The following is a 17502-nucleotide window of genomic DNA, read 5'->3' on the forward strand; positions in this document are numbered from 1 at the left end:
ATGACTCCTTGTCCGCGGAACCGGCTAGGCGTGATCGGGGTGGGGGATGAGGGTGGGATCGCCGAAGAAGGTTGCCAGCTGGCACAGCTCAAGGGCATCGAGTACCGCATGGCTGTGCATCACCAGATGCAGTGGATAGCCGCCCTGCAGCGCCGTCTTCTTGGCGGCCAGCAGCAGTTGTAGACCGGCACTGTCCATTTCGCTGACCTGGGAGAGATCCAGCTCCAGCTCTTGCTGGCGATAGAGCAGGGGAGTGAGCGCCTGTTTGAGCTCGGCTGCGGTATAGATGGTCATCTCACCCGCAATGGCCACAACTGTCTTCTCTTCGCCCGTTTCGATATGCAGCGGCATGAACGCCTCCCGACTCAGGGCATGATGAGCTTGGCGACGGCAGCCAGCATCTGGTCCGGCTGAAACGGCTTGACCACCCAGGCCTTGGCTCCCGCAGCCTGTCCTTCCTGCTTCTTGCTGTCCTGGGACTCGGTGGTCAGCATGATCACCGGGGTGAACTTGTAGCTGGCCAGCTTCTTGGCCTCCTTGACGAAGCTGATACCGTCCATGTTCGGCATGTTGACGTCGCTGATGATGAGGTTGATCTTCTTGCCGTCGAGTTTCTTGAGGGCGTCCTTGCCGTCACAAGCCTCCATCACCTCGTAACCGGCGCCCTTGAGCGTCATGCCGACGACCTGGCGTATGGTTGCCGAGTCATCCACGATCAGGACTGTTTTGGCCATATATCTCTCCTAGAAAAAAGTGACATCAGCGTTGCTGGATGGGGTTGCCGTCGGGGTTTTGCGACCGTGATGGATATTGCGCTGCTCATCGGTGGCATATGAGAGTTCCATGTCTGCCAGCCAGCTTTCCGCATCGATCTGGATGGGGCCGGACTGGTGCGTTCTGGTGCGCGACGAGATCAGGTGATCGTTGAGGCTGTCCATGTTCTGACGAACATGGCCAAGGATTTGACTGACTCTATCCTGGAACTGTAACGACACGATGACATCGGAAATCTCACGGTGGATCCCGGTACTCTCGCTCTGCAGCAGGGCTGCCGATTCGGCCAGGCTGGTGGTGGCCATCCGAAAGCGCTCCAGTACCTGTTCGATGGCGTGTTCGGCGTCGCTGACGGCGGCCTGATCCCGCCCTGCCGCACTCTCGGCAATCTGGAAGGCCCGGCCGATGCCGGTGTTGATGGTATCGACCTTGTCGGTCATCTTCTGGGCGGTCTCGCTGGAGAGGCGCGACAGGGTGCGCACCTCGTCCGCCACCACCGCGAAGCCACGACCTGCTTCACCGGCCCTGGCCGCCTCGATGGCGGCGTTGAGGGCCAGCAGGTTGGTCTGGGAGGCTATCTTGGCCACGTCGAGCGCCATGGTATTGAGTTCGATGGTGTAGGCGGTGAGGGTTTTTATCTCTGCCAGCATGGCGTCACGGTTGGCCTGGGTGGAGTGCATGATGGCGACGACCTGATTGAGCTGGGCCTGGCTCTCGGCCAGCACGGCGGCCATCCCGGCCGATTTCTCACCGCCCAGATCACCGGCGGCGTTGTGGGAGGCGGCGACCGCCTCTTCCAGCTTGGTGGTCAGCCCGGCAAAGCGCTGGGTGAGGTCAATCATGGCCCCTTCGGTTTGCTGGCGAGAGTTTTCAATTTGTTGAGACCAGATGGGCACGGCCTTTTCGCACACCTGCTCAAGCCCGATGATGGAGTGGTTGAGCCCGGCAGCGGACCATGACGGAGTCTGTTCTTGTTCATCGAGCTTGCCGGCAGGTTTGGCGTGGTAGTGGCGGGCACTCCAGAGGGTGGCAGCCACGGCCAGCATCAGGTTGGCCAGCAGATAAGGCAAGGGGCTGCCCGCAAGTACCAGCAGCAGGGTGCTGAACAGGCCCAGGCCAAGGCCGCAGGCCCAGCTGACAGGCTCCCAGAAAGGGGAGGAGTGTGCCCTTGTGTTGTCTGTCATACGCGAACTTGCCCCTGCATATGGATGGAAGAAGGTGAACCGCCGTCCCCTCAGGTAGGGACCCAAGCGCCAACTTGCTACTTATCAATAGCTCAGTAAGGTTAGCGCAAAAAAATGGGCTGGTTACAAATTGGTCCTATTCGGGGTGGGCTACTGAGAAAACTGGAATATGGAGACTGTCACAGGGCCATCGTCGGGAGTCACAGCCGTGAGAGGGCCAGAGCCTGGGAGGAGGGGAGAAGTGCTGGGCGCTGTAATAAAAAGAGCCTGCATTGGCAGGCTCTTGGTGCTGTATGTGTGGATTTACGCTTCGTCGGCGTGGGCCTTCTGGCACCCTTCCACGGCATGGGCGATAAGCTCGAGCGCGCTCTTGTCGCACGGCGGCAGTTCGGCCTCGCACGCCTTGATGGGCGTCACGCGATCGCCCCACTTGATGATGGCTGCGCCCCAGGTCAGGCCGGCACCGAAGGCGGCAGTCAGCAGATAGCTGTTCGGCTGGACGCGGCCTTGTTCGAGCGCCTCGCACAGGGCGATGGGCACGGTGGCGGCGGAGGTATTGCCGTAGTGTTCGATGTTGACCATCACCTTCTCCATCGGTGCGTTCATGCGCTTGGCGAGGGTCTCGATGATGCGGATGTTGGCCTGGTGCGGCACGATAAGATCGATCTGCTCCGGAGCGATGCTGGCCTGTGCCAGTACCGTGTTGGTGGCTTCGCCCATGCCGCGTACGGCCCGCTTGAAGATCTCCTGGCCTTCAAAGTTGAAGGTAAAGAGGCCGTCGATGTCGGCAAAGCGTACCCGGTCGGTACCGAAGTTCGGCACGTGCAGGATCTCGCGCGCCTCGCTGTCACAGCCCAGCTTGTTGGCGATCAGGCCGCTCTCCTGCTCGCTCGCCTCGATCACCACGGCGCCGGCACCGTCACCAAACAGCACGGCGGTGTCGCGACGGGCCCAGTCCAGCAGATAGGTGAGGCGCTCGGCGCCGATCACCAGCACCTTTTTCATCATGCCGGTCTGTACCAGCGAGGTGGCGACCGAAAGGGAGTAGACGAAACCGGTGCAGGCGGCGTTGAGGTCGAACACGGCGGCATTGACGGCCCCCAGCTTCTTCTGCACCGCGGAGGCGGCGCTCGGCAGCAGGTTGTCCGGCGTGGCGGTGGCCAGGATGATGCCGTCGAGGTCGCTGGCTTCCAGCCCGGCGCATGCCAGCGCGCGACGCCCGGCCAGGGTGGCCAGATCGGAGGTGCTGACGTGGGAGATGCGGCGAGCCTTGATGCCGGTGCGCGGGTAGATCCACTCATCCGACGTATCCATGATGGTGCTGAGGTCGTCGTTGGTCAGTACGGAGGGAGGCAGGCATTTGCCCCAGCCTGTGATATTGGCGTATTTCATCTTGTTACCGCTTCTCAAGTGGATCGCCCGTGGGCGGAAAATCGCGCAATTATGCCGCACGGGGCAACCACTGTCATCTTGTGGTCATGGTTATCTGGCTGCTGGGTCACGCCAGGTTGCGGGTGCCGACGGGAAATTTCGCTTAAACCACAGGGCTTGCCTGCCCTAAGATAGGGCTTTCACCACTGGATGGAATCACCCCTTGCACAAAGCCAATCTCAACCTGCTGCCCACCCTCAAGGTGCTGCTGGAGACCCGCAACATCAGCCGGGCGGCGGAGCTGCTGCACCTGAGCCAGCCCTCCATCAGCAAGCAACTGGGCCAGCTGCGCAGCGAGTTTGGCGACGAGTTGCTGGTGCGGGAGGGGCAGCGCTGGCTGCTGACGCCACGGGCCGAGGCGCTGGCTGCCCAGCTGGCGGACTCCCTCGGTGCGCTGGAGCGACTCTACGAGGCCCCCGGTTTTGACCCGAGCCGCTGCGAGCGGGTGTTCCGGCTCGCCTCCTCCGATTACGTGGCTCAGCACATTCTGCCGGATATCTGCGCGGCGTTGGCCAGGGAGGCGCCGCTGGCGGCGCTGGAGTACAGCCTGTGGGACAAGCGCCTGCTGCCGCAGCTGTGGCAATCCGAGCTGGACATGGTTTCCACCATCACCGAACTGGTGCCGGATCAGATCCGCGGCCTGCATCAGGGGGAAGATCGGCTGGTGGTGTTGATGGGTAGCCACCATCCGTTGGCAGGGCGCTCGCTCAGTCTCGATGACTACCTCGCCTGGCCTCACCTGCAGGTGAGCGGCGGTGGCGACAAGGACAGCCCGGTGGAGCAGGTGCTGGCACCGCAGGGGCTGTCCCGGCGCTGGTTTGCCCGGGTGCCCTTCTTTCAGGCGGCGGTGGAGGTGTTGCTGCGCACCGACTGCCTGCTGACCACCCCGGCTCACATCGCCTGGCAGCTCTCCTGCGAGCACGCCCTGCATTTTTGCGATCTGCCGTTTGCCAGCCGTACCCAGCAGTATCATCTGCTGTGGCACCAGCGCCATCACCAGGATCCGGCCCACAAGTGGTTTCGCGAACTGGCCTATCCCTTCCTGCGCGAGCACCTGCAGCGCACGGTGGCGGCGAGTCGGAAGGTGTTGAACCCGCCCCGCTAACAATAGACGCTTGTGTTGGCCTATAGCCATTGGCTATGGGGTCTATTCTCAACTTTCACTTCTGGCATAACCAGGGGCCCTTTACCCTGAGCGCAGACATTCATATTCCGCTTGAGACAAGGAACACCATGGAACTGACGAGTTGGCTGGCACTGGCCGCAATCTGCGTGATGGGGGCCATCAGCCCGGGGCCGAGCCTGGCGCTGATCATCCGCAACACGGTGCAGGGGGGGCAGGGACACGGAGTGGCCACCGCGCTTGGCCACGGCTTCGGGGTTGGCATCTATGCGCTGATCACGGCTTTGGGTCTGGCCATCCTGATCACCCAGACCCCGCTGCTGTTTGATGTTATCCGCTACGGCGGCGCCGCATTTCTCGCCTGGCTCGGGGTCAAGGCGCTGCTGGCCAAGCCTGCCAAGGGGGAGGCGAGCGAAGAGGTGCACCAACTGCGCGGTCGGCAAGGCGCCTTCGAAGGCTTTATGGTGGCCTTTCTCAACCCCCAGCTCGCGGTCTTCTTCATCGCCCTGTTCAGCCAGTTTGTGCATGCCGACACCGGCTGGCGCGAGGGGGGCATCATGATGCTGACCGCCGGCGGGATCGACGCTGTCTGGTACGTGCTGGTGGCGCTGGTGCTCTCTCGTGGCCCCGTATTGGCCTGGCTCAAGGCCAAGTCCTTCGTCATCGACAAGGTAAGCGGTCTGGTGCTGCTGGGGCTGGCCTTGAAGGTGGTGCTCTGATCCAATCCTGTATTTTGCGGTGATCTTAAGCGGGATCAAGGCGGGGAGGGTGGCAATGCCCTAGAGTGGCGCCCATTTGCTGTCCGCCCTGATCCCGAGACCATGCACCAGAACAAGCACCCGTTAAGTCACACCAACCGGTTGGAGCTGCTGGCTCCGGCCAAGAACCTCGCCTACGGCATCGAAGCCATCAATCATGGCGCCGATGCCGTCTACATGGGCGGCCCCGCCTTTGGCGCCCGCAGCGCGGCGGGCAACTCCATCGAGGATATCGAAGCGCTGGCGCGCCATGCTCATCGCTTCGGTGCCCAGGTCTTTGTCGCCTTCAACACCCTGCTGCACGATCATGAACTGGAGCAGGCCCGGCGGCTGACTCACCAGATCTACGAAGCGGGGGTCGATGCGCTGATCGTGCAGGACATGGGGTTGCTGGCGCTCGATTTGCCCCCCATCGCGTTGCACGCCAGTACCCAGACCGACAACCGCACCCCGGAGAAGGTGAAATTTCTGCAGGATGTGGGTTTCTCCCAGGTGGTGCTGGCGCGCGAGCTGTCCCTTGCGCAGATCCACGAGATAAGCGCCGCGACCAACGTGCAGCTGGAGTTCTTTATCCACGGTGCGCTCTGCGTCTCCTACAGCGGTCAGTGCAACATCAGCCATGCCCGTACCGGCCGCAGCGCCAACCGTGGCGAATGTGCCCAGCTCTGTCGCCTGCCCTGCTCGCTGCAAAAGCCGGGCGGTGAAGTGCTGGTGGCTGACAGTCACCTGCTCTCCCTCAAGGACATGGATCAGACCGACAACCTGGAGGCGCTGATCGAGGCGGGGATCCGCTCCTTCAAGATTGAAGGGCGCCTCAAGGGGCTCGATTACGTCAAGAACGTCACCGCCTGGTATCGGCAGAAGCTCGATGCCATCTTGGATAGCCGCAGCGATCTGGTGGCCTCTTCGGCTGGCCGCTGTAGCTACAGCTTCACGCCTGATCCCAAAAAGAGCTTCAACCGCGGCAGCACCGACTACTTCCTCCATGGCCGCCAGCCCGGGATCGACTCCACAAAGAGTCCGAAATACGTGGGCGAGCCGTTGGGCCGGGTCACCAGAGTCACCAAGGATGGCATCGAGATCGATGGCAAGCCTGTGAGCCTCAACAACGGCGATGGCCTTGGCTTCTTCAAGCCGAACAACGAGCTGGTAGGGATGCGCCTCAACAAAGTGGAAGGTAAGCAGTTACTCCTGTCAGAGCGCATGCCGGGCTTGAAGGTAGGCACCGAAATCTACCGCAACCACGATCAGGCATTCAGCAAGGTGCTGGAGAAGGCCAGCGCCGATCGCCGCATCCGGGTCGATATGGTGCTGGCAGAGTGTGATGCGGGCTTGCGCCTCACGCTCACCGACGAGCAGGGCATCAGCGCCGCCGTCGCGCTCCCCTGCGACAAGCAGCCGGCCGACAACCCGGAGCGGGCGCTGCAACAGGCGCGGGATCAGCTTGGCAAACTCGGCAATACCCTGTTTGTGGCGCGCAAGGTTGAGTTGGCGTTTACTCACCCGCTATTCATCGCCGCATCCATGCTCAACGGCTTGCGCCGGGATGCCATCGCCGCGCTGGAGGCTGCCCGTATGGCCAGCTACCAGCGCCCCGAGCGACGCATCGCGCTGCGGGATATCCACTATCCCCAGCATCGTCTCTCCTACCTTGGCAACGTGCTGAACAGCGCTGCCGAGCAGTTCTTCCGCGAGCACGGGGTGGAGCGCATCGCGCCCGCTTATGAGGCGAACAAGGAGGAGCGGGAAGTGGTGCTGATGATCACCAAACACTGCATCCGCTACAGCCAGAACCTCTGCCCGAACGAGGTGCCGGGCCTCAAGGCCGAGCCGCTGGAGCTCAAGATGGGCAAGGACATCTTCCGCCTGCGGTTTGATTGCCACCGCTGCGAAATGCATGTGATGGGGAGTTTGAAGCGTTGATGAAGCTCACCTCTCCCGACATCTGATGCTTTACCTTCTCCCGGCGGCAGGCTCTATCAAGGAGTTTTCACGGGGAGGAGAGGCGAGGATGACGCGATTCAATGGAGAGGGGGCGCTGGATTATGACCAGCGCATTACCCGGCTGGTGCCCGGTTATGAGCTGCTGCACCAGCTCAGCGCGTCCCAATTAATGGGACGGCTTGGGCAGGAGGCACGCGTTCTGCTGGTGGGAGTCGGCACGGGCAGCGAACTGCTGTTGCTGGGCAGCCTGTGTCCCCGCTGGCAGTTCATTGCCCAGGACATATCGGCCGACATGCTGGCGCAGGCCAGAAGGCAAGCCGAGCAGGCGGGGATGGCGGCGCGGATCACATGGTGGGAGGGGCCGTTGCCGGCCGACAGCATGGCGTGTGACGGTGCACTCTGTCTGCTGGTGCTGCACTTTCTGCCGCAGGAACAAAAGGCGGCACTGCTCGCCGACATCGCCCGCCAGCTCAGGCGCGGTGCCCCTCTGTTGCTGGCCGACCTGATGGCTGCGCAAGACGATGACGAGCGCGCCGTGATGGGGCTGCACGCGCACCGTGCCGGTCTGCCTCGGAGCGCCAGCGAACAGATGGTGTTGCGCCTGGCACAGGACTTCTTTCCCCTCGATGAGACACAGACCCGGCACCTGTTGCAGGCGGCGGGCTTTGGCGTTGGTCGGCGCTATTTTCAGGCGCTCGGGTTCCATGGCTGGCTGGCCGAGCGCCTGTGAGTGGGCGCCGTGTCGTCAACCAGAGATACCCTCCAGAGTGAGCAGCGCCTGCTTGATGGGCAAGCCCCCCGCATAGCCAGTCAGGCTGCCGTTCTGGCCGATCACCCGGTGGCAGGGGATGATGATCGAGAGCGGGTTGCGGCCGTTGGCGGCACCCACCGCCCGCACCGCATTGGGCTTGCCGATGGCGCGGGCGATGTCGCTGTAGCTGCGGGTCTCGCCGTAGGGAATGTCGCACAGCGCCTGCCAGACCGCTTGCTGAAACGCCGTGCCTCTTGGTGCGAGCGGCAGGGTGAAGCGTTGCAGGCGGCCGGCAAAATAGGCCTCAAATTGCGCGAGAAAAGGGGCCAGCACCACCTTGTCCTGTCGCCAGCCACTCATGTCGGGCAGCGCGCGCAGCCCCGCCACGAAGTCCACGTGCAGCAGGCCGCGCTCGTCGATGGCCACCAGCAGATCGCCGCAGCGACTGGGCAAGATATCGTAGCGGATCATGGGGTTGTCTCCTCTGCTTGGTTGTCGCTTGCTGCGTGGCCTGGTACTGGCTCGGTCAGCAGGGCCGGCTCCTCGCTCATGGCATGCCACAGCCAGCTCGCCGCGTAGCCGCGCCAGGGCCGCCACCTTTCGCTGTGGGCCAATACCGCCTTCACCGGCAACTTGGTGCCGCCCCCCAGCGCCTTCAGTAGCACCAGATCCGAGGCGGGAAAGGCATCCGGATCCAGCCCGCAGCGCAGCCGCCAGTAGGCGACCGTCCAGGGGCCGATACCGGGCAGCGCCAGCAGCTGTTCATCGCTGGCGCTGATCAAGTTCAACTCGCCGCTGGCCAGCGCCTGCGCCAGTCTCTGCAGCGTTCTGATCCGGCTGCCGGGCATGCCGATACCGTCCAGATTGAGCTCGCACAGCTGGGCAGGGGTGGGCAACTGCGCCACCCCGAATTGCGCCTCGGTGCGTGCCACCAGCCGCCCGAGTATGGTGATGGCCCCCTTGACCGACACCTGCTGGCCGACGATGGCGCGCAGCATCACCTCGTACTCATCCCAGCCGGCGGGCAGCCGAACCCCCGGCCAGCGCGCCTGCAGGCGTGCCAGCAGCGGATCCTGCCCGAGCCGCGTACCGATGCGCTGCATGTCGGCATCGAGATCCCACATCCGGCGCACCCGATACAGCAGATCCGGCAGCGCGGTGGGCGGCAGATCATGGACGCTGAGCTGCAGGCTGTGCCCCTTGCCCTGGCTGATGCGCACCCGCGCGAGCTGATCGCCGACCCGGTGCCAGCGTTCATACCCCTCGCCATCTACCCGCTCCAGCCCCGGAATGGCGCGCAGCCGGTAGAACGCCAGCATGGCCGCCACGTCGTACGGGGGGCGGTAGGGCAGTTGCAGCGTGAGCATCGCCCCCTCCTCGGGCTGCGGTGCAGCCTGCGTCAGGGCAGCGTCGGCGCCGGTTGGCTCGCTCTGACGGCGCAGGGCCCGCGGCGCCAGCCCGTATGCCTGCTGCCAGGCATCGTTGAAGCGGCGAATGCTGGCAAAGCCCGCCGCAAACGCGATGTCGGTGATGGGCAGCCGGGTTTCGGTCAGCAGCCGCTTGGCGAGCAGCAGCCGGCGCGTCTGCTCCACCTGTTTCGGCGAGGCGCCGAGGTGCTGCTCGAACTGGCGGCGCAGCGTGCGCTCACTGATGCCGGCCTGTTCCGCCAGCGTGGTGAGCGAGCCTTCCGCCAGCTCGCCGCGATCGATCCGGGCCAGCAGGCGTGCCAGCGTCGGCGGCAGATCGCCGGGGGCGGCGGGCGCGAGCTCAGGCCGGCAGCGCAGGCAGGGGCGCAGGCCGTGCTGCTCGGCTGCGGCGGCGCTTTGGAAGTAGCGCACGTTGTGCTCGTGTGGCGGCCGCGCCGGACAGACAGGCCGGCAGTAGATGCCGGTGGAGAGCACGCCGGTAAAGAAGCGGCCGTCGAAGCGCGCATCGCGGGCCAGGCGTGCGGCATGGCACTGCTCGGCGCTGAGCGGCAGGTCTGACTCATCCTCTGTGGCCGGCGGCATCGTCATGGCGTGATCTGTTGGCATCGGTGGCTCCTTGCGCCGAAAACGGGGTGGGCGCGGCGGCCCGGATGAGTGAGAGACTAAGCAGGAACGCAGGCGATGACTAGCCAGAAACGGACAGCAATTGAAATAAAGCCGACACAGCGCCCGGGATCGCAGGGCGTGAAAAACAGATCGGTTTGGTGGGGCAAGTGTGCGAATCTGGGGTGACAACATCCAAGGAGGAGAGAGCCATGCCAGGACCCGCACGTGCCGGCGCCCTGATCTATGCCAGGGATCCCGGCCTGCTGAGCCACTTTTATCGCACCCTGCTGCAGATGGAGATCCGCAGCCAGAGTGATGAGCTGATCGTGCAGGAAAACGCCGATATCCAGCTGTTGCTGCACGCAATCCCCGCTCCCTATGCCGAGCAGGTGGTCATCACCACGCCGCCGCAGCTGCGCGAGCAGGGTGCCATCAAGCTGTTCTTTACCGTGCCGAGCCTCGCCTGGGCGGAGGCGAAAGCGGCCGATCTCGGTGGCGGCTTGCTGCCGCAGCAGTGGTCCGGCCCCGGTTTCGTGGTGCGCAATGCGTTCGACCCCGAGGGCAACATCCTGCAGTTGCGCGAGTTCGTTGGCGTGCCGGACGGGCGCTGATGCGCTGCGTTACCATGAAAAACGGGGCCGTGAGGCCCCGTTTGTTATCTGCTGGCGGGTGCGCTGACCCTACTTCAGATAGCGCTGTTCCAGATGGCGGCGCAGCCAGTGTGGATTCAGCGCCTCGCCGGTGGCGCGGCTGACCAGCTCGTCGGTGCCGTAGCGGCTGCCCTGGGACCAGATGTGACGACCCAGCCAGGCGAAGATCTCCGGCAGGCGGCCCGCCGCGATCAGCTCGCCCATGTTGCCGAGCTCCCGCTCGAGCGCGAAGCGCAGTTGCGCCGCGTACATGGCGCCGAGCGTATAGCTCGGGAAGTAGCCGAACGAACCGTCGGTCCAGTGAATGTCCTGCATGCAGCCATTCTGGTAGTTGCCCTGGGTGGAGAGCCCCAGCCACTGCTGCATCTTGGCGTCCCACAGCGCGGGGATGTCAGCCACCTCGATGCGCCCCTCGATAAGGTCGCGCTCCAGCTCGTAGCGCAGGATGACGTGGGCTGGGTAGGTCACCTCGTCCGCATCGACCCGGATAAAGCCGGGCTCGACCCGATTGTAGAGCTTGACCAGGTTCGCCGGCGCCAACGCCGCCTGCTCGCCGAAATGGGCGCGAATGTGCGGCGCCAGCAGCGTGAGGAAGGCGGGATCATGGCCGAGCTGCATCTCGCAGAACAGGCTCTGGCTCTCGTGAATGCCCATCGAGCGCGCCTCGGCCACCGGCTGGCCCAGCAACTGGCGTGGCAAGCCCTGCTCGTAACGGGCGTGACCGGTTTCGTGGACTATGCCCATCAGGCTGGAGACGAACTCCTGCTCGTTGTAGCGGGTGGTGATGCGCACGTCGGTCGGCACTCCACCGCAGAACGGGTGGCTGCTCACATCGAGCCGGCCGTGGGCAAAATCGAAGCCGAGCAGCCCCATCACCTGCTGGCCGAGCGCCTGCTGGGCGGCGATGGGGAAGGGGCCTTGCGGGATCAGCACCGATTCGCGCTTTTGCTGCTCGCTCACGGTCTGGATCAGGTTTGGCAGCCAGCCGGTCAGATCGCCGAAGATCTCGTCGAGCCGGGCGCTGGTCATGCCCGGCTCATAGAGCGCCAGCATGGCATCGTAGGGGCGTACCCCCAGCGCATCGGCACGCAGGCGAGCCACCTCGCGCGAGAGTGTCACCACCTCGGTGAGGTTGGGTGCAAAGCCCGCCCAGTCGTTCTCCTTGCGCTGGCGGCGCCAGGCGTGCTCGCACTTGCTGCCGGCCAGCGACAGCGCCTCCACGAGATCCCCGGGCAGCAGGCTCGCATCCTGCCAGTGGCGCTTGATTTCGCGCAGGTTGGCGCGCTGGAGCTCGTCCAGCGGCTCGCTCTCGGCCTTGGCAATCCAGTCGCCCAGCTCGGGGGCGGTGCGCTTGTGGTGGATCAGCAGCCCCAGTTCGGCCATGGCCTCGGCGCGGGCTTCGTTGCCCCCCTCCGGCATCATGGCGGCCTGATCCCAGCCACAGATGGCAGAGAGGTGGGAGAACCGGTGCAGCTGTTGCTGATGTTGTTCAAGTTTTTGATATGACATGGGATTGTCCTTGTTATCGTCCCTGATGGCGTACACCCCGTACCTGGCATGCTCGGGGCCGATCGATGCTAGCACTGCCCTCGTGCGTTTTACCACCCTGGCTTAGGATGACTGACCAGATGACGGGCGCTGGCTAGCCGAGCCGTTTCTGATGGCGTTCGCGGTTCTCTGCCTTCTTGCGCTCGCTCTTGCGCAGCAGCACGTAGAGAGCCCCGCCGCCGCCGTGGCGACGCTCGGCGCTGTGCATGGCCATTACCGCCGGCAGTTGCGGCAGCCAGGCGCTGACATAGCTTTTGAGCAGGGCGCGCGGCGTGCTGCGCTCCCCCTTGCCGTGCAGGATCAGCAGGCAGCGGATGTCGCGCAGTTCGCAATCCGCAATGAACTGCACCAGGCTCTGGCGCGCTTCGTTCAGGGTCTTCTGGTGCAGGTCCAGGCTCGCCTGCAGCTCGTATTTGCCGAGTCGCAGCTTCTTGTAGACCCCCTCCTGCACCCCGTCGCGCTTGAAGCCGACAATGGCGTGGGGGTCGAGCATCTCGACCGCTTCCATGCTGAGGTGATCCAGGGCGAGTTGTTCGGCGGTGGCGGCCTGGCGCCGCGCCAGCTGGGCGTCGGTCGGGCTGCTGCCCGCCGTCTGGAGGCGGATATGGTCGTTGCGAATGGGGCGCACATCGGCCACTTCATTGCGAAACAGTGAGAGTTCGTCGTTATGAGACACGGCAGGCTCCCCGCAGGTGGAATGAGCGGCCATTATAGCGGGCGGGGGCGGATCTGAAAGTGGCGGGCGCGCTGGTGGCGCTGGGTTGCTCAGCCCGTGAGCAAAGGGGAGGCGAGGGCGGGATCAGGCGATCGGGGATCGCCTGACGCAGGCTTATTGGCCCTCTTTCGGCGGCTTGGCGTTCATCACCTTGTAGATGAAATAGGCCGCGTAGGAACTGATCAGCAGGAAGGTACCGATAATCACCAACATGGACATCAGTCCCACGCTGTTGCCGAACATCAGGTTCATCCAAAATTCCATCTCATGCACTCCAGTCATCCCATTGATGACAGGCATGATAGATACCTCTTTGGGAGCAAAGAGATGATCTCGATCAAGTCCTCTTGTGGTTATTAAATCGGCAGTCGGATCTGTGAGCGCCCTCCCACATAAAGACCCTGACGGGGCCGATGTGGCCCCGCCTGCGCCCTACTGGCGGGCCTGCTTGCGCGGACCCGGCTCGGTGAGTGGGGTGATGTGCCAGCCCTGCTGCTCCAGCAACGCGAGCAAGCCCTGGTCGCCGTAAAGATGCAGCGCCCCTACCACGATGAAGCTCTCGTTTGGCAGGGTGGACCATTTCTTCAGCCAGTTGTGGTTGCGCTCCGCCAGCAGGGTCTGCTCCAGCCAGGCCTGCAGCTTGGACGGCGCCATTTCCGATTTGAGCAGGTTGATGAGGGTCGCCTCGTCCCCCTCTTCCCAGGCCTTCATCACCTCGCGAAAGCCACGCTCGAGCTCGGGTAGCTCGTCCAGGGTGCTCTCCAGCATCAGGGTCTGGTTGTCACCTACGCTGGCGAGGTAGCCGAGCTGCTCGAGCAGGGTCTCGAAGCCGATGATGGGCTTGCCGCTGTCGCCGGCCTGCTTGGCGAAGTGCTGATCCACCCCGAGCGCGCTGCGAAAATCGGTGCGCTCCAGCGCCGCCTGGGTGAGGGTGATGGCGGCGAACCAGGGGCGCAGTGGGGCCAGCATGTTCTCGGTCAGGCCGTTCTGGCCGGCGGCGATGATGGTGCGCCGGTAGAGATCGAGCGGCACGTGCTCCTTGAGGGTCTTGCCGTCCACCAGCCGGGTGATGGCCCCCATCTCTTGCCACTGCTGCTGGCTGATGTGGGTCAGGTCGACTTCCAGCACCAGGGCGCGGCTCTGCAGCCAGGCTCGCTCGATGGGGTCGGGCAGCGGATAGAGCGAGGGCTTGCCCGCGTGGATGGAGCCCAGCAGCCAGTGCTGCTGATCGCCCTTGCTGACCTTATAGAAGGCGGGGTCGGCAAAGGCGCTCAGCGGCAGCAGCAGGCAGAGCAGGAAGGGGAGCAGCAGGCGATGGAGTCTCATGAGGCACCTTATGTCAGCGGATGGCTTCTCTTCGTCACAATAACCCCTATGATAAGTCCTCATTTGTCACAGCCAAGAGGTTTTCCCATGCCCCACCTTCGTTTTCGGGCCGTCTCCGTCGACACCCTCAAGCAGATAAGCTCCCCCCTGCTGGCGGATCTCTGTGCCCTCACCGGGGGCAAACCGGAGTTCGTCACCCTGGAGAGCATCGACAGCCACTGGGTACGCGAGGGGGAGGTCGAGGCCGGCTTTCCGTTCGTCGAGCTGGTCTGGTTCGAACGCCCGCAGGAGCTGCAGGACGCGGCTGCGGCGCTGATCACCCGCCACCTGAAAGCGGTGCTGGGGGAGCAGACCTATGTGGTGGTGCAGGTGCTGCCCATCGTCAAGAGCTGCTATTACAGCAACGGCCAGCACTACTGAGCGGGGACTGCCAGGGATGGCGGCTTGGCTGATTCAAGCCACTCTGGTGCCGGTTGGTGGGGATGAGACGAAAGGCGACGATGCTCGTCGTCGCCCCTGGCGGCGGGCTGCTTGCAGGCGTGCCGGGTGGCGAGGCGGTCGCCGTCAGGCCGACTTGGCGAGGATCCGGTCTAGCAGGCGACTGGGCAACAGGCGGCGCAGCACCCCGAACAGCCGGGTCGGGAAGGTGACCGGATAGCGGTGTTTGGGGCGCGGGCTGCCGAGTGCGTGCAGCAGCGGCGCGATGCAGGCCTCGCTTGGCAGGGTAAAACCGCGGGCACCCCCTTCACGCTCCAGCCGGCTCAGGGTCTGCTGGTAGGCGGCCTGATGGCGGCTGGTGGCGGGCTCTATGTGGCGCAGGAAGGCGGCGCGGGCATTGGCCCGAAAGCGGGTGTCGATGGGGCCGGGTTCGATCAGGCTGATCTGCACGCCGCTGCCGGCCAGCTCCAGGCGCAGGGTATCGGTATACCCTTCCAGCGCGAACTTGCTGGCGTTGTAGGCGCCGCGATACTTCATGGCTACCAGCCCCAGCACCGAGCTGTTCTGCACGATGCGCCCCTCGCCGGCCGCCAGCATGGCCGGCAGCAGCTGGCGAATCAGGTGGTGCCAGCCGAACAGATTAGTGTCGAACTGCTCGCGCAGCGCCTGGGTGGGCAAATCCTCCAGCGCGCCAGGCTGGCCGTAGGCGCCGTTGTTGAAGAGGCCATACAGGCGGCCGCCAGCCAGTGCCTGCGCCTCGGCCGCACCTTGCTCTATGCTGGCCTCGTTGGCCAGATCCAGCTCGACCGCCAGCAAACCCAGCTGGCGCAGCTGCGCCACGTCCTCGGCCTTGCGGGCGGAGGCGATGACGGTGTAGCCGTGCTGGCCGAGCGCCTTGGCGGCAGCCAAACCGATGCCGCTGGAGCAGCCGGTGATCAGAACGAAGCGGGACATGGAGGCATCCTTGTTGTGACGGAGCAGGCAGCAGCGCCTGCGGTTTTGCATGTTAACCCGCTGATCAGAAAAAAGAAAACCGGGCCAATCGGCCCGGTTTGCTAACTTCAACCATCTGCTTACAGGATGGTGAACGGCATGATGATGTGGAACTTGACGTCTTTCTCGGAGGCGAAGATGTTGGGGTATTCGGTCCAACCGCCGCTCTGGCTGATGTCGTTGTTGTAATCGGTGTAGTGCAGTTTGAACAGGGTGCCCTTCAGCTTGCCATCCTGCACTGTGTACATGACGTCGAAGTTGGCTGCCCATTCGGTATCTTCACCGTTGGTGGCCTTGGTGCCGTCGCCTTTCTGGATATCCCAGCCGTAGGCACCGGAGACACCGACGGACCAGCCAGGTGCACCCACCAGGTCATCCAGGGAACGGGTCACGCCGAAGTAGAGCGCTTTCTCGTTGTTGGCGTTCCAGTCGGAGCGGGAGTCCCACCAGATTTCGTTCGCGCCCTGGGAGTTGCCGTAGCCACGGGTCAGACGGGGCAGGTAGTTGCCTTCGTTACCCTCGGCCTTGGTCCACAGACCTTCCAGACGGAAGCCGTACGGGCCCATGCCCCAGGCGGCGGTCAGCGCTTGCTGCCATGCCAGACCATCGTAAGTCTCGATGTCGGCACCACCCTTCTGATAGGTCTTGGTGTCGGAACCGTAGAACTGGTAGCTGGTGGAGAGGCCGTTCAGCACGTCGAATTTATGGGCCAGCTTGAAGTGGTAGCTGTCCATGTAGTTTTCGGAGTTACCGTAGGAACCTGTGATGGCGGTGCCGTTCTCGAAGGTGTAACGGGCGGCGACACCCTGGATGTAGTCGATGACGTTTTCATCGGCGAACGGATCCATCCATGCCTTGGCACGGGAGAACTTCTGGGTCTCTTTGTACCAGGGAGATTTGTACTCGTCGGCGATGGCGTAGGTCAGGTAGAGACCACCGAAGTTACCCTCGATCTGGCCACCACGGTAGGTACCCGGCTGATAGGACCAGTTCACGCCGATCACGCCCGGTACGTAGAGCTGGGTCAGACCACCCTTGGCGGTGAGGGCACCGTCCAGCGCCTTGAATTTCAGCGAGGCGTTGGCCAGGCTGAAGCCGCCTTCCGGGGAGCCATCCTTGTAGTTTTCGCCCCATTTGTTGCCGGCGAAGGAGAATTCGTTCTCCTGGTTGACCGGGTGGTTCTCGGTCACGGCCAGGTCATAGGCACCGAAACCGCCCACATCGATACCCACCACGTCCCAGGCGTAGCCGGAGTTGAAGTTCAGGGAGGCCTGGGTGGTGGCGTGGCTCAGGTTGGACTGGTACTTGCCTTCTTTGTTCTTGGCAGTGGGGTCGCCGTCAATACGCTGACGATCACGCTGGAAGTAGAAGAGGCCACCGTTGAGTTTGCCTTCTTCATAGAATTTGCTGGCGGCGGCTGCATAGGTGGGGCCGGCTTCGTCGGCAGCCAACACCATACCGGGGGCGAGCATGGCAGCAACGATGGCTGCGCTCAATGCGGCACGTTTGAAGATCACTTTTTCCATTTTGTATTGCTCCTGATTTTATGGACTTAGCTTTTTTTGTCCGGCAGTCAGGCAAGCGCCCGCCGCTCGGTATTGGCATTGCAATCAAGACCCCGAAGGGCAAAAAGTTCGAGTATGTCGGCTGCGGCCGCGACGTCTTGGCACATCTGCGGTGGTGCAGTTCTGTTCATCACATATTTTGTTTTTTTGTGTTCCGATCCTTGGCTATCGGACAATCCAAGAGTACGTTCGCGGTGCGAAATATCAATGGAAAGTTCCCACCAAGTTTCAAAAATATGACCGAGTGCAAATAATCATGACGCTTGCTG

18 protein-coding genes are annotated in these 17502 nt (G+C 63.5%); 6 read left to right on the forward strand and 12 right to left on the reverse strand.

The window, feature by feature from the left end:
* Positions 1-24: 24 nt before the first annotated feature.
* The 4 genes from ACPW75_RS02195 to ACPW75_RS02210 all read right to left on the reverse strand — a co-directional run bounded on the left by ACPW75_RS02195 (position 25) and on the right by ACPW75_RS02210 (position 3350).
* Positions 25-351 (reverse strand): STAS domain-containing protein, encoded by a 327-nt coding sequence (locus tag ACPW75_RS02195; protein WP_017408761.1) that lies wholly within the window; start codon positions 349-351, stop codon positions 25-27.
* 14 nt (positions 352-365) lie between these two features.
* Positions 366-734 (reverse strand): response regulator, encoded by a 369-nt coding sequence (locus ACPW75_RS02200; protein WP_011704967.1) that lies wholly within the window; start codon positions 732-734, stop codon positions 366-368.
* A gap of 9 nt (positions 735-743) precedes the next feature.
* On the reverse strand, positions 744-1958 hold the full coding sequence (locus ACPW75_RS02205) for a methyl-accepting chemotaxis protein (RefSeq protein ID WP_077095324.1): 1215 nt from the start codon (positions 1956-1958) through the stop codon (positions 744-746).
* A gap of 303 nt (positions 1959-2261) precedes the next feature.
* Positions 2262-3350 (reverse strand): ketoacyl-ACP synthase III, encoded by a 1089-nt coding sequence (locus tag ACPW75_RS02210; protein ID WP_077095323.1) that lies wholly within the window; start codon positions 3348-3350, stop codon positions 2262-2264.
* A gap of 202 nt (positions 3351-3552) precedes the next feature.
* On the opposite strand from ACPW75_RS02210, the gene ACPW75_RS02215 reads away from it, so the two are divergent.
* The 4 genes from ACPW75_RS02215 to ACPW75_RS02230 all read left to right on the forward strand — a co-directional run bounded on the left by ACPW75_RS02215 (position 3553) and on the right by ACPW75_RS02230 (position 7944).
* Positions 3553-4494, forward strand: a complete 942-nt coding sequence (locus ACPW75_RS02215; RefSeq protein ID WP_042049609.1) for a LysR family transcriptional regulator — start codon at positions 3553-3555, stop codon at positions 4492-4494.
* Between the two features lie 128 nt (positions 4495-4622).
* On the forward strand, positions 4623-5231 hold the full coding sequence (locus ACPW75_RS02220) for a LysE family translocator (RefSeq protein WP_016349742.1): 609 nt from the start codon (positions 4623-4625) through the stop codon (positions 5229-5231).
* Between the two features lie 102 nt (positions 5232-5333).
* Positions 5334-7193 (forward strand): peptidase U32 family protein, encoded by a 1860-nt coding sequence (locus ACPW75_RS02225; protein WP_077095321.1) that lies wholly within the window; start codon positions 5334-5336, stop codon positions 7191-7193.
* 88 nt (positions 7194-7281) lie between these two features.
* Positions 7282-7944, forward strand: a complete 663-nt coding sequence (locus ACPW75_RS02230; RefSeq protein WP_077095320.1) for a class I SAM-dependent methyltransferase — start codon at positions 7282-7284, stop codon at positions 7942-7944.
* Positions 7945-7959: 15 nt separating this feature from the next.
* Here ACPW75_RS02230 and ACPW75_RS02235 read toward each other — a convergent pair whose 3' ends face one another.
* Positions 7960-8436: a methylated-DNA--[protein]-cysteine S-methyltransferase gene (locus ACPW75_RS02235; protein WP_077095319.1), complete on the reverse strand. Its 477-nt coding sequence runs from the start codon at positions 8434-8436 to the stop codon at positions 7960-7962.
* Positions 8433-9998, reverse strand: a complete 1566-nt coding sequence (locus ACPW75_RS02240; RefSeq protein ID WP_041216438.1) for an AlkA N-terminal domain-containing protein — start codon at positions 9996-9998, stop codon at positions 8433-8435. The genes ACPW75_RS02235 and ACPW75_RS02240 overlap by 4 nt, the downstream gene beginning before the upstream one ends.
* 209 nt (positions 9999-10207) lie before the next feature.
* On the opposite strand from ACPW75_RS02240, the gene ACPW75_RS02245 reads away from it, so the two are divergent.
* Positions 10208-10609 (forward strand): VOC family protein, encoded by a 402-nt coding sequence (locus ACPW75_RS02245; protein ID WP_024944412.1) that lies wholly within the window; start codon positions 10208-10210, stop codon positions 10607-10609.
* A 69-nt stretch (positions 10610-10678) separates the two neighbouring features.
* Here ACPW75_RS02245 and ACPW75_RS02250 read toward each other — a convergent pair whose 3' ends face one another.
* From ACPW75_RS02250 to ACPW75_RS02265, 4 genes are all read right to left on the reverse strand, one after another.
* Positions 10679-12157 (reverse strand): carboxypeptidase M32, encoded by a 1479-nt coding sequence (locus ACPW75_RS02250; protein WP_179101304.1) that lies wholly within the window; start codon positions 12155-12157, stop codon positions 10679-10681.
* 133 nt (positions 12158-12290) lie between these two features.
* Positions 12291-12872 carry a DNA endonuclease SmrA gene (smrA, locus tag ACPW75_RS02255; RefSeq protein WP_029301641.1) on the reverse strand — a complete coding sequence of 194 codons (582 nt, stop codon included), beginning with the start codon at positions 12870-12872 and terminating at the stop codon, positions 12291-12293.
* Between the two features lie 153 nt (positions 12873-13025).
* Entirely contained in the window at positions 13026-13211 is a 186-nt protein-coding gene (locus ACPW75_RS02260) for a DUF3149 domain-containing protein (RefSeq protein WP_011704978.1), read from the reverse strand.
* 132 nt (positions 13212-13343) lie between these two features.
* Positions 13344-14237: a TraB/GumN family protein gene (locus tag ACPW75_RS02265; protein ID WP_077095317.1), complete on the reverse strand. Its 894-nt coding sequence runs from the start codon at positions 14235-14237 to the stop codon at positions 13344-13346.
* A gap of 87 nt (positions 14238-14324) precedes the next feature.
* Between ACPW75_RS02265 and ACPW75_RS02270 the strand changes: the two genes are divergently transcribed.
* Positions 14325-14657, forward strand: coding sequence for a DUF1904 family protein (locus tag ACPW75_RS02270; protein WP_042065275.1), 333 nt, complete (start codon positions 14325-14327; stop codon positions 14655-14657).
* Between the two features lie 144 nt (positions 14658-14801).
* On the opposite strand, the gene ACPW75_RS02275 is transcribed toward ACPW75_RS02270, so the two are convergent.
* Positions 14802-15629: an SDR family oxidoreductase gene (locus ACPW75_RS02275; protein ID WP_077095316.1), complete on the reverse strand. Its 828-nt coding sequence runs from the start codon at positions 15627-15629 to the stop codon at positions 14802-14804.
* Between the two features lie 119 nt (positions 15630-15748).
* A complete protein-coding gene (locus ACPW75_RS02280) occupies positions 15749-17194 on the reverse strand; it encodes an OprD family outer membrane porin (protein ID WP_011704981.1) in 1446 nt (481 codons plus the stop codon).
* Positions 17195-17502: the final 308 nt, after the last annotated feature.

The sequence above is a fragment of the Aeromonas sp. FL131 genome (assembly GCF_049860615.1).
Classification (GTDB): Bacteria; Pseudomonadota; Gammaproteobacteria; order Enterobacterales; family Aeromonadaceae; genus Aeromonas; species Aeromonas hydrophila.

Bases quoted from the DNA above. Each gene is read 5' to 3' on its own strand.
- ACPW75_RS02195 (WP_017408761.1), bottom strand. From the start codon at position 351: ATGCCGCTGCATATCGAAACGGGCGAAGAGAAGACAGTTGTGGCCATT.
- ACPW75_RS02250 (WP_179101304.1), bottom strand. From the start codon at position 12,157: ATGTCATATCAAAAACTTGAACAACATCAGCAACAGCTGCACCGGTTC.
- ACPW75_RS02260 (WP_011704978.1), bottom strand. From the start codon at position 13,211: ATGCCTGTCATCAATGGGATGACTGGAGTGCATGAGATGGAATTTTGG.
- ACPW75_RS02225 (WP_077095321.1), top strand. From the start codon at position 5,334: ATGCACCAGAACAAGCACCCGTTAAGTCACACCAACCGGTTGGAGCTG.
- ACPW75_RS02240 (WP_041216438.1), bottom strand. From the start codon at position 9,998: ATGCCAACAGATCACGCCATGACGATGCCGCCGGCCACAGAGGATGAG.
- ACPW75_RS02205 (WP_077095324.1), bottom strand. From the start codon at position 1,958: ATGACAGACAACACAAGGGCACACTCCTCCCCTTTCTGGGAGCCTGTC.
- ACPW75_RS02275 (WP_077095316.1), bottom strand. From the start codon at position 15,629: ATGTCCCGCTTCGTTCTGATCACCGGCTGCTCCAGCGGCATCGGTTTG.
- ACPW75_RS02220 (WP_016349742.1), top strand. From the start codon at position 4,623: ATGGAACTGACGAGTTGGCTGGCACTGGCCGCAATCTGCGTGATGGGG.
- ACPW75_RS02245 (WP_024944412.1), top strand. From the start codon at position 10,208: ATGCCAGGACCCGCACGTGCCGGCGCCCTGATCTATGCCAGGGATCCC.
- ACPW75_RS02210 (WP_077095323.1), bottom strand. From the start codon at position 3,350: ATGAAATACGCCAATATCACAGGCTGGGGCAAATGCCTGCCTCCCTCC.
- ACPW75_RS02235 (WP_077095319.1), bottom strand. From the start codon at position 8,436: ATGATCCGCTACGATATCTTGCCCAGTCGCTGCGGCGATCTGCTGGTG.
- ACPW75_RS02270 (WP_042065275.1), top strand. From the start codon at position 14,325: ATGCCCCACCTTCGTTTTCGGGCCGTCTCCGTCGACACCCTCAAGCAG.
- ACPW75_RS02265 (WP_077095317.1), bottom strand. From the start codon at position 14,237: ATGAGACTCCATCGCCTGCTGCTCCCCTTCCTGCTCTGCCTGCTGCTG.
- ACPW75_RS02230 (WP_077095320.1), top strand. From the start codon at position 7,282: ATGACGCGATTCAATGGAGAGGGGGCGCTGGATTATGACCAGCGCATT.
- ACPW75_RS02280 (WP_011704981.1), bottom strand. From the start codon at position 17,194: ATGGAAAAAGTGATCTTCAAACGTGCCGCATTGAGCGCAGCCATCGTT.
- ACPW75_RS02200 (WP_011704967.1), bottom strand. From the start codon at position 734: ATGGCCAAAACAGTCCTGATCGTGGATGACTCGGCAACCATACGCCAG.